The organism is Pseudomonas sp. CM27, from assembly GCF_013179515.1.
Classification (GTDB): domain Bacteria; phylum Pseudomonadota; class Gammaproteobacteria; order Pseudomonadales; family Pseudomonadaceae; genus Aquipseudomonas.
Genome location: NZ_JABMCN010000222.1, coordinates 1 through 10,382, shown reverse-complemented (window position 1 = coordinate 10,382; position 10,382 = coordinate 1). Strand labels below are relative to the sequence as shown.

General features: G+C 63.8%; 9 protein-coding genes. 7 read left to right on the top strand and 2 right to left on the bottom strand.

Annotated features, from left to right (window positions below; all coding sequences use genetic code 11):
* The 7 genes from HP547_RS22885 to HP547_RS22855 all read left to right on the top strand — a co-directional run.
* Nucleotides 1-800, top strand: an 800-nt coding sequence (locus HP547_RS22885; protein WP_172287525.1) for an ABC transporter permease subunit, incomplete at its 5' end; no start/stop codon positions are given.
* A 1-nt stretch (nucleotide 801) separates the two neighbouring features.
* Nucleotides 802-1,821, top strand: coding sequence for an ABC transporter permease (locus HP547_RS22880; RefSeq protein ID WP_172287522.1), 1,020 nt, complete (start codon nucleotides 802-804; stop codon nucleotides 1,819-1,821).
* Nucleotide 1,822: 1 nt separating this feature from the next.
* Nucleotides 1,823-3,433, top strand: a complete 1,611-nt coding sequence (locus tag HP547_RS22875; protein WP_172287519.1) for an ABC transporter ATP-binding protein — start codon at nucleotides 1,823-1,825, stop codon at nucleotides 3,431-3,433.
* 435 nt (nucleotides 3,434-3,868) lie between these two features.
* Nucleotides 3,869-4,111, top strand: coding sequence for a hypothetical protein (locus tag HP547_RS22870; RefSeq protein ID WP_172224048.1), 243 nt, complete (start codon nucleotides 3,869-3,871; stop codon nucleotides 4,109-4,111).
* 157 nt (nucleotides 4,112-4,268) lie between these two features.
* Complete coding sequence (locus tag HP547_RS22865; RefSeq protein WP_172287516.1) at nucleotides 4,269-4,532, top strand: DUF3077 domain-containing protein; 264 nt, start codon at nucleotides 4,269-4,271, stop codon at nucleotides 4,530-4,532.
* A 213-nt stretch (nucleotides 4,533-4,745) separates the two neighbouring features.
* Nucleotides 4,746-7,676 (top strand): aminotransferase, encoded by a 2,931-nt coding sequence (locus tag HP547_RS22860; protein WP_172287513.1) that lies wholly within the window; start codon nucleotides 4,746-4,748, stop codon nucleotides 7,674-7,676.
* A 161-nt stretch (nucleotides 7,677-7,837) separates the two neighbouring features.
* Nucleotides 7,838-8,743, top strand: a complete 906-nt coding sequence (locus HP547_RS22855; protein WP_172287510.1) for a LysR family transcriptional regulator — start codon at nucleotides 7,838-7,840, stop codon at nucleotides 8,741-8,743.
* Between the two features lie 148 nt (nucleotides 8,744-8,891).
* Here the strand turns inward: HP547_RS22855 and HP547_RS22850 are convergent, their stop codons facing one another.
* Nucleotides 8,892-9,593 carry a response regulator gene (locus tag HP547_RS22850; RefSeq protein WP_172224062.1) on the bottom strand — a complete coding sequence of 234 codons (702 nt, stop codon included), beginning with the start codon at nucleotides 9,591-9,593 and terminating at the stop codon, nucleotides 8,892-8,894.
* Nucleotides 9,590-10,382, bottom strand: a 793-nt coding sequence (locus tag HP547_RS22845; RefSeq protein ID WP_256676400.1) for a sensor histidine kinase KdpD, incomplete at its 5' end; no start/stop codon positions are given. The genes HP547_RS22845 and HP547_RS22850, both read right to left, overlap by 4 nt.

Below are 10,382 nucleotides of genomic sequence, written 5' to 3'. Positions count from 1 at the left end.
AACGCCTGTGGATCATGATCAAGAACTACGCCCAGCTGGACTTCGGCGACAGCTTCTTCCGCGATGCCAAGGTCATCGACCTGATCATCGAGAAGATGCCGGTGTCGATTTCGCTGGGGCTGTGGAGCACGCTGATCATGTACCTGGTGTCGATCCCGCTGGGCATCGCCAAGGCCGTGCGCCACGGCAGCCATTTCGACGTGTGGACCAGTTCGGCGATCATCGTCGGCTACGCCATTCCGGCGTTCCTGTTCGCCATCCTGCTGATCGTGCTGTTCGCCGGCGGCAGCTACTTCGACTGGTTCCCGCTGCGCGGCCTCACCTCCAACAACTTCGACGAGCTGAGTACCACCGGCAAGGTGCTGGACTACTTCTGGCATCTGGTGCTGCCGATTACCGCGCTGGTCATCGGCAACTTTGCCACCATGACCCTGCTGACCAAGAACAGCTTCCTGGACGAAATCAACAAGCAGTACGTGGTCACCGCCAAGGCCAAGGGCCTGAGCCGGCCACGGGTGCTGTATGGCCACGTGTTCCGCAACGCCATGCTGCTGGTGATCGCCGGCTTCCCCTCGGCGTTCATCGGCATCTTCTTCACCGGCTCTTTGCTGATCGAGGTGATCTTCAGCCTCGACGGCCTGGGCCTGATGAGCTTCGAGGCGGCCATCAACCGCGACTATCCGGTGGTCTTCGGCACCCTGTTCATCTTCACCCTGCTGGGGCTGGTGGTGAAACTGATCGGCGACCTGACCTATACCCTGGTCGATCCGCGCATCGACTTCGCCAGCCGGGAGCACTGACATGGCCTTGTCCCCTCTCAACCGCCGGCGCTTCGAGCGTTTCAAGGCCAACCGCCGTGGCTGGTGGTCGCTGTGGCTGTTCCTGATCCTGTTCGGCCTCAGCCTGGGCGCCGAGCTGATCGCCAACGACAAGCCGATTGCCGTGCGTTACGACGGCGAGTGGTACTTCCCGGCGTTCAAGCGCTACCCGGAAACCACCTTCGGCGGCGAGTTCCCGCTGGAAGCCAACTACAAGAGCCCGTACATCCGCGAGCTGCTGGCGAAGAAAGACAGCTTCGTGCTGTGGGCGCCGATCCCGTTCAGCTATCAGAGCATCAACTACGACCTGCGCGTACCGGCCCCGGCCCCGCCCTCGGCGGACAACCTGCTGGGCACCGACGACCAGGGGCGCGACGTGCTGGCGCGGGTGATCTACGGCTTCCGCGTTTCGGTACTGTTCGCCCTCACCTTGACCATCCTCAGCTCCATCATCGGGGTCATCGCCGGGGCGCTGCAGGGGTTCTATGGCGGCTGGGTCGACCTGGTCGGACAACGCTTCCTGGAAATCTGGTCCGGCTTGCCGGTGCTTTACCTGCTGATCATCCTCGCCAGCTTCGTGCAGCCGAATTTCTGGTGGCTGCTGGGAATCATGCTGCTGTTCTCGTGGATGAGCCTGGTGGACGTGGTACGCGCCGAGTTCCTGCGCGGGCGCAACCTGGAATACGTGCGCGCCGCCCGCGCCCTGGGCATGCGCAACGGCGCAATCATGTACCGGCACATCCTGCCCAACGCGATGATTTCGACCATGACCTTCATGCCGTTCATTCTCACTGGCGCCATCGGTACCCTGACCGCGCTGGACTTCCTTGGCTTTGGCCTGCCCGCAGGTTCGCCGTCGCTGGGCGAGCTGGTGGCCCAGGGCAAGTCCAACCTGCAAGCCCCGTGGCTGGGCATCAGCGCCTTCGCGGTGCTGGCGCTGATGCTGAGCCTGCTGGTGTTCATCGGCGAATCCGCCCGCGACGCCTTCGACCCGAGGAAGTGACATGAGTGAACAGAACCTGATCGAAGTGCGGGACCTGGCCGTGGAGTTCGTCACCGGCGACCAGGTCAACCGGGTGGTCGATGGCATCAGCTTTGACATCCGCAAGGGCGAGACGCTGGCATTGGTAGGCGAAAGTGGCTCGGGCAAATCGGTTACTGCGCACTCGATCCTGCGCCTGCTGCCGTACCCTCTGGCGCGCCACCCCAGCGGCAGCATCCGGTACGAGGGCAAAGACCTGCTGCAGCAGAACGAGAAGACCCTGCAACGCATTCGCGGCAACCGCATTGCGATGATCTTCCAGGAGCCGATGACCTCGCTGAACCCGCTGCACTGCATCGAAAAGCAGATCAACGAAATCCTCCTGCTGCACAAAGGCCTCACCGGCAAGGCAGCCACCGCCCGCACGCTGGAGCTGCTGGAGCTGGTCGGTATTCCCGAACCGCGCAAGCGCCTGAAAGCCCTCCCCCACGAACTGTCTGGCGGGCAGCGCCAGCGGGTGATGATCGCCATGGCGCTGGCCAACGAGCCAGAGCTGCTGATTGCCGACGAACCCACCACGGCGCTGGATGTGACCGTGCAGCTCAAGATTCTCGACCTGCTCAAAGACCTGCAGGCGCGCTTGGGCATGGCCTTGCTTCTGATCAGCCATGACCTCAATCTGGTGCGGCGCATCGCTCACCGCGTGTGCGTGATGCAGCGCGGGCAGATTGTCGAGCAGGCCGACTGCGCCACGCTGTTCAGCGCGCCGCAGCACCACTACACGCAGATGTTGATCAATGCCGAGCCCAGCGGGCTGCCGGCGCACAACCCGGTGGGGGCACCGTTGCTGGAGGTGGATGACCTCAAGGTATGGTTCCCGATCAAGAAGGGCTTTCTGCGGCGCACGGTTGACCACGTGAAAGCGGTGGACGGCGTCAACTTCAGCTTGCCGCAGGGGCAGACGCTGGGGATTGTCGGCGAGTCCGGTTCGGGCAAGTCGACGTTGGGCCTGGCCATTCTGCGCCTGATCTCCAGTCAAGGTGGCATTCGTTTTCACGGGCAGAACCTGGACGCCTTGAATCAGCAGGCCGTGCGCCCGTTGCGGCGGGAAATGCAGGTGGTGTTCCAGGACCCGTTTGGCAGCCTGAGCCCGCGCATGTGTGTGGCGGATATCGTTGGCGAAGGGTTGCGTATTCACCGCATTGGCACCGCAGCCGAGCAGGAAGCGGCCATTGTCGCGGCCTTGGAGGAAGTGGGGCTGGATCCGCGTACTCGCCATCGTTATCCCCATGAGTTTTCCGGCGGACAGCGCCAGCGCATCGCCATTGCCAGGGCGCTGGTGCTGAAGCCGGCGCTGATCCTGCTGGATGAACCCACATCCGCGCTGGACCGCACCGTGCAGCGGCAGGTGGTGGAGTTGCTGCGTAATCTGCAGCAGAAGTACAACCTGACGTACCTGTTCATCAGCCATGACCTGGCGGTGGTGAAGGCGCTGAGTCACCAGTTGATGGTGATCAAGCACGGGCAGGTGGTGGAGCAAGGGGATGCACAGGCGATATTTCATGCGCCGCAGCATCCGTATACACGGCAGTTGCTGGAGGCGGCGTTTTTGGAGGTGGATGCCGTAAGCTAGCTTTTGGGGGCCGCTCTGCAGCCCATCGCCGGCAAGCCAGCTCCCACCCCGACCGCGCAGTCTCCAAGACTTGCGCTATCCCTGTGGGAGCTGGCTTGCCGGCGATGGGCCGCAGAGCGGCCCGCTTCTGGAGCGGTAAGATCAGATTTACCCCCTTCCTTGTAGGCCATTTCCCAAACATACTCCTGCCGCGCATTTTCCGTTGCCGCTGCTCCGGCAGCGCTCTAGTCTCGGCATGTCGTTGCTCGTCAACGATACAGCTTTGACAGGCTGTGACGGTAAATCGTATGCGGTTCGCCATTATGGCGGCTGTACGTGCGGGCACGCTTGCGTGCGCCGGAACTTACGATTTCCACCGGTCTGTCAACCCACGTACAGCTGCCACCCAACTGTTTGACAGCAGGGAGGAGGCGGCACCTACAACGGTAAATCGTAATGTTGAAAGTCGTCCCCGATCCACCCCACAACCCCCATTCCCTCGAAGACACCCTGATCCAGGCCACCGACTACGCGCTCTGCGCCGCCACCGTGGTACATCAGGCCTTGCTGCTGCAGCCCAAATCACCTGCTTCGATCTTGATGATGACCTCGATGCACGAGCTGGAGGCGCTACGGGCTTTGCTTGAGTCGGCATTGGTCCAGGTGCAGATGCCCACCGAGCCTCGAACGGCGCACTGACTTTTGAATGATGTGTTGCCTGGGCGGGCCCTTTCGCGGGTAAACCCGCTCCCACAGGTACTGTGCAAGTCTTGAGGCAAGTGGGGAACCTGTGGGAGCGGGTTTACCCGCGAAAGGGCCCGCCCAGGCATTCGAGAACTTTCAGGGGGAAACAAAAATGACCACAGAAGACACTCAATTCACCGTTGGCAAAACCACCTTCTGCCAGGGCGAAAACGGCACCCACCCACTGTTTCGTATCGAGCCCGGCATCTCCTGCCGCGACGCCCGCGAGCAATCATCGGAGCTGATGGGCTACGTCCGCGAACTGACCATTACCGGCCTGATGGATGAAAAACCGATGATGATCTGGGCTGCGCACTATCTGAGCGCAATGGCCAAAGCGCTGATGGATGACGCCGAACTCGGCATGATGCGCTGAATCTTTGGTGGCCCGGGATCAGCTGGATTTCACACCTCGGAAGCCAGCCACTCCCCCGGGCAATCCTACTCCATCCGGCTGTTTCGTTTACTTCGATTACCGAATAGTTCAAAGCGTCAGTGATCAATTTTCCTGACAACAATCGTCTTCCATCATCAGCCAGAAAGGGCATAAATTCTCCACCATCCACTCCCGGCACCAACGGTAGAGCCTATGTCCAGTCCACAACAGCCGCCCACTTCCCCAGCCCTGGCGGCGCTGATCCAGCGCTCCGGCCTGCCCAGCCCTTCGCTCAGCGAAGCCCAGGCGCATGCCGTGCTACAAATGCACTATGGCCTCGCCGGCACGCTCACGGCCCTGGGCAGCCAGCAAGACCTGAACGTGCGCGTGGACGCGCCACAAGGCCGATTCGTGCTGAAGGCCTGTCACGGCAGCTATGCGCAACAGGAACTGGAAGCACAGCACGCCGCCCTGTCCTACCTGCGCGATCAGGGCTTGCCGGTGCCAGCCGCACGCACGGCCACCAGCGGCCAGCAGTTACTGGACCTGGAGATAGACGGCCAACCGTTGCGCCTGCGCCTGCTCGATTACATCGACGGCCAACCCCTCACCCGTCTCAAGCACATGCAACCACGGCTTATGGGCGAACTGGGCGGGCTCTGCGCCCGGCTGGACAAAGCGCTGGCCAACTTCGACCACCCAGGCCTGGTGCGCACCCTGCAATGGGATCCGCAGCATGCCCAGGCACTGATCGGTCATCTGCTGCCGGTGCTGCAGGACAGCGCGCAGCGCGCTCGCATCGAACGCGCTACCCGCCAAGCCTGCGAGCGCCTGACACCCCTGGTTGATCAACTGCCAAGTCAGGCCGTGCACCTGGACATCACCGACGACAACACCGTGTGGGCCCGTGATGCCCAGCGCCAGTGGCAACTGCAAGGCGTGATTGATTTCGGCGACCTGCTACGCACCTGGCGCATCGCCGACCTGTCGGTGACTTGCGCTGCGCTGTTGCACCACGCCGAGGGCGACCCACTGCGCATCCTGCCAGCCGTGCAGGCCTATCAGGCACTCAACCCGCTGACCGAGGCGGAACTGCGCGCCCTGTGGCCGTTGGTAGTAAACCGCGCTGCCGTACTGGTGCTGAGCAGCGAACAGCAGCTGGCTATTGACCCCGGCAACCAGTACACCCGCGACAACATCGCTCACGAATGGGAAATCTTCGACACTGCCACCGCCGTGCCTTTCACCCTGATGGAAGCGGCCATCCTGCAAGCTGCGGGCTTGCAAGCCAAGGTGCCGGACTTGAACGGTTGCGCCCGGTTGCTCCCTGACCTCTCCGGGCAGGCTGTGTCCCGGGTAGACCTGGGGGTACTCAGCTCACTCTGCGAAGCCGGTAACTGGGAACAACCCGGTTTCGACCAGCATCTGCTGACTGCACAAGCCGCCCCGGCCTGCAGCCTGCATGGGCAATATCGCCTGTCGCAAACCCACATCGACAGCCCCGAAGAGCCCGCCACCTGCGCCCTCGGCGTAGAGCTGCACGTGCCCAACGGCAGCCTGGTGCAAGCGCCAGCACCCGGCACCTGGGAGCGCCACGGCGACGGCCGAGGCTGCCTGCGCACCGCGCACTGGGCGTTGTTGCTGCAGGGACTGGAAGACGCACCGGCAGACGGCCAGGGCGTGGAAAAAGGCCAGTCGCTGGGCACTACTTGTGGCTTCCTCAGCGTGCAGCTGTGCCTGGACAACGGCATTCAGCCGCCTTTCTTTGCCACCCCATCCCACGCCGCTGCCTGGCTGGCCCTGTGCCCGTCGCCAGCCGCACTGCTGGGCTTCGATTGCGATGCCCAGCCGCTACCCGATCCGCAAGCCCTGCTAGCCCGCCGCGACGCCAGCTTCGCCCGTTCGCAGAAGCACTACTACGCGCAGCCGCCGCATATCGAGCGCGGCTGGCGCAACTACCTGATCGACATGCAGGGCCGTTCGTACCTGGACATGCTCAACAACGTCGCGGTGCTAGGCCATGGCCACCCACGCATGGTCGCCGAGTCGGCGCGGCAGTGGTCACTGCTGAACACCAACTCGCGCTTCCACTACGCGGCAATCACCGAGTTTTCCGAGCGCCTGCTAGCCCTGGCGCCCGAAGGTTTCGACCGGGTGTTCATGGTCAACAGCGGCACCGAAGCCAACGACCTGGCGATTCGCCTGGCCTGGGCCTACAGCGGCGGGCGTGACTTGCTCAGCGTGCTGGAGGCCTACCACGGCTGGTCGGTGGCAACCGATGCCATCTCCACCTCCATCGCCGACAACCCGCAAGCGCTGGAAACCCGCCCGGACTGGGTGCACCCGGTCGAGGCACCAAACACCTTCCGTGGCCGCTTCCGCGGTCCCAACAGCGCCACCGACTACTTGCAGGACGTCGACGCCAAGCTGGCCGACCTCGACGCCCGCGGTCGCCAGCTGGCCGGCATCATCTGTGAGCCGGTGTACGGCAATGCCGGGGGCATCTCGCTACCGGCGGGCTACTTGCAGGATGCGTATGCCAAGGTCCACGCCCGTGGCGGCGTGTGCATCGCCGACGAGGTACAGGTGGGGTACGGCCGCCTGGGTGAGTACTTCTGGGGCTTCGAGGAACAGGGCGTGGTGCCGGATATCATCACCATGGCCAAGGGCATGGGCAACGGCCAGCCACTGGGTGTGGTCATCACCCGCCGCGAAATCGCCGAAGCGCTGGAAGCCGAGGGCTACTTCTTCTCCTCGGCCGGTGGCAGCCCGGTCAGCTGTCGCATCGGCATGGCGGTACTGGACGTGATGCAGGAGGAAGGCCTGTGGGACAACGCCCGTGATACCGGGCGCTACTTCAAGGCCCGCTTGCAGGCGCTGGTGGACAAGCACCCGCTGGCTGGCGCTGCACATGGCTCTGGCTTCTACCTGGGGCTGGAGCTGGTGCGTGACCGCGCAACCCTGGAACCGGCCACCGAGGAAACCATGACCTTGTGCGACCGCCTGCGTGAACTGGGCATCTTCATGCAGCCGACCGGCGATTACCTGAACATCCTCAAGATCAAGCCACCGATGTGCACTACGCGGGCAAGCGTGGACTACTTTGTCGACAGCATCGACCGGGTGCTTGGCGAAGGGCTGTAGGGGTTGAGTGGTGGCTGAAGGTACAGGCCTTTGGAGTTGCTGCGTCTATGAGATCGAGCGCCGCGCGGGCGGCGCTCGATCTCACCGGCGCTGCAAATCCCATGGCAAGCCCGAGGCAGCCAGTTACATTACCCACATCACTTACAACAGGTTTTGTGAACATGGCCTTTACCAGCGACTCCCTGGCAATCTTTCTCGCCGTGATGGATGCCGGGTCGTTTTCCGCCGCCGCGCGCAAGCTGGGCCGTGTACCTTCGGCGGTGAGCATGGCCATCGCCCAACTGGAAGCAGAACTGGACCTGGTGCTGTTCGACCGGGCCACCCGCAAGGCCTTGCCCACCAGCGCCGCCCTGGCGCTGGAGCCTCAGGCCCGGCAGGTGATCTGCCAGCTCAACCTGCTGGACGCCCAGGCCTTGCAGTTGCACAAAGGCCTGGAAAAACGCCTGACCATCGCCATGGCGCCCGAGTTGCAGACCGGCCGCTGGAGCCAACCACTGGTAACGCTGGCAGAAGAATTCCCCAGCCTGGAAATCGAAGTGCGTACAGCCACCCAGACCGAAGCCATCCGCCTGCTGCACGAGGGCAGCGTGCAACTGGCGCTGGTGTTCGAACGGCCCGGCATCGACGAGCGCGAGTCGTTTCTGGAAGCTGGCAGCCAGTTGCTGGTGGCCGTCGCGTCACCGCGCCATCCGGCGGGTCAGAACAGCGGCACACCCTTGCCCGAAGAGGCATTCGCCGAACAGCGGCAGATCATCGTCGCCTCGGGCAAGGCCACCGGGTCGGACCCGCGCATGGTGCTGTCGCGGCGTATCTGGCTGACCGACAGCTACCTGGCCACGCTGGACCTGGTGCAATCCGGCCTCGGGTGGGCCTACCTGCCAGAGCCGCTGGTTGAACCGTTGATCGCGTCGGGCGCGCTGGCAGAAGTGCGTTTCGACAACATGGCCAGCCGCTTGCGCCTGTGGGTCGACATCATCTGGCTCAAGCCACGCCCGCTAGGCCTGGGGGCGCGGCGCTATCTGGAAGTCGTGCGCCAGCTTTTCGAGAAGGAGCCACCAAGAGCCTGAGATGCCACAGCACGAGGCCTTGATCATGATTCAGAAGCTAGCGCGATCCCTGTGGGAGCGGCTTCAGCCGCGAACACCGACGAAGCCGGTGCCATCCATCGCGTCGCCTGCTTCGAGGGCGCGCCCGCTCCCACAAAGGCCGCGCCAGTCAATCAGGATGCGACGGGGCCACCAACCGATACCCTACCCCCGCCTCGGTAACGATGAAGCGCGGCGCCGTGGGGTCATCGCCCAGTTTCTGGCGCAAATGCCCCACCACAATCCGCAAGTAATGGGTGTCCTCCACATGGGTAGGCCCCCAGATATCCTTGAGCAGCTGCTGCTGGGTAATCACCCGCCCCGGGTGCCCGGCCAATAGAGCCAACAAGGCATACTCCTTGCGCGTCAACGCCACTTCCACACCGTCCAGGGTCACCCGGCGAAAAGCAAAGTCCACAGTCAATGGCCCAAAGCTCGCCGACACTTCCGAACCAGCGGCCTGGGGTACCTGGCGCAACAGGGCACGCACCCGGGCCAGAAACTCCTGGATGCCAAACGGCTTGGTCACATAGTCATTGGCGCCGCCATCGAGTGCATCGACCTTCTGCACTTCACTGGCGCGCACCGACAACACCATCACCGGCACCGTGCTCCACTCGCGCAGCTCGCGCAGCACCTGCTGGCCGTCCATGTCCGGCAGGCCGAGGTCGAGCACCACCAGGTCCGGTTTGCCCAATGCCGCCTGGGCCAGCCCTTCGCCGCCGGTAGCCGCCTCGATCACCTTGTAGCCCTGCGAGGTCAGGCTGATACGCAGGAACTTGCGGATCTGCGGTTCGTCGTCGATGACCAACAGGGTGGCGGACTGGCTCATGGGGTTTCGCTTTCGGCTTCAGGTTGAGGGGGCAGCGGCAAGCATAAAGTGATGCCGGTGCCCTGGCCATCAATGCCTTCGCCCACCAGAATCTGCCCGCCATGGGCGCCGATCATGCCCTGGCAGATGGCCAGGCCCAGGCCGGTGCCCTGCCCGCCACGGTCGCCACGGGCTGCGGTGTAGAACATATCGAAGATCTTCTCGCGGTCGGCCACGGGAATGCCGGGCCCCTGGTCGAACACGGCAAAGCGCAATTGACTGTCCTGCACCGATACCTGCAACGCCAGCCGGCCATTGGCCGGCGAGAACCGTGCAGCATTTTCCAGCACATTGACCAACGCCTGCTCGATCAGTGCTGCATGCACGAACAATAACGGCAGCTCGGCTGGCACATCAGTGTGCACGCGCAACGGCGCCAGCACCACGCGCAGGCGGTTGAGGGCGCTGCCGACAATATCCCCCGGGGCTACCCAGTCGCGGGCCAGCTTGAGCCCGCCGTGGCCCAGGCGGGTCATGTCCAGCAGGTTCTGGATGTAGCGATCGAGGCGCTCAGACTCATTGCGGGTGCCTTCCAGCAATTCGCGGCGGTCGTCGACCGGGATCGCTTCGCCCAGCGCCAGCAGGCTGTCGATGCTGCCGCGCATGGCGGTCAATGGCGTGCGCAGGTCATGGGACACGGACGCCAGCAAGGCACTGCGCAACTGCTCGGTTTCGCCGTGCAGGCGCGCGGCCTCAAGCTGTTCGGCCAGACGCGCGCGCGCCAGCGCCTGGGCCAGCGGCTGGCCAAGC

Excerpts from the sequence above, each read along its gene's own strand:
- HP547_RS22880 (WP_172287522.1), top strand. The coding sequence starts at position 802 with ATGGCCTTGTCCCCTCTCAACCGCCGGCGCTTCGAGCGTTTCAAGGCC.
- HP547_RS22875 (WP_172287519.1), top strand. The coding sequence starts at position 1,823 with ATGAGTGAACAGAACCTGATCGAAGTGCGGGACCTGGCCGTGGAGTTC.
- HP547_RS22870 (WP_172224048.1), top strand. The coding sequence starts at position 3,869 with ATGTTGAAAGTCGTCCCCGATCCACCCCACAACCCCCATTCCCTCGAA.
- HP547_RS22865 (WP_172287516.1), top strand. The coding sequence starts at position 4,269 with ATGACCACAGAAGACACTCAATTCACCGTTGGCAAAACCACCTTCTGC.
- HP547_RS22860 (WP_172287513.1), top strand. The coding sequence starts at position 4,746 with ATGTCCAGTCCACAACAGCCGCCCACTTCCCCAGCCCTGGCGGCGCTG.
- HP547_RS22855 (WP_172287510.1), top strand. The coding sequence starts at position 7,838 with ATGGCCTTTACCAGCGACTCCCTGGCAATCTTTCTCGCCGTGATGGAT.
- HP547_RS22850 (WP_172224062.1), bottom strand. The coding sequence starts at position 9,593 with ATGAGCCAGTCCGCCACCCTGTTGGTCATCGACGACGAACCGCAGATC.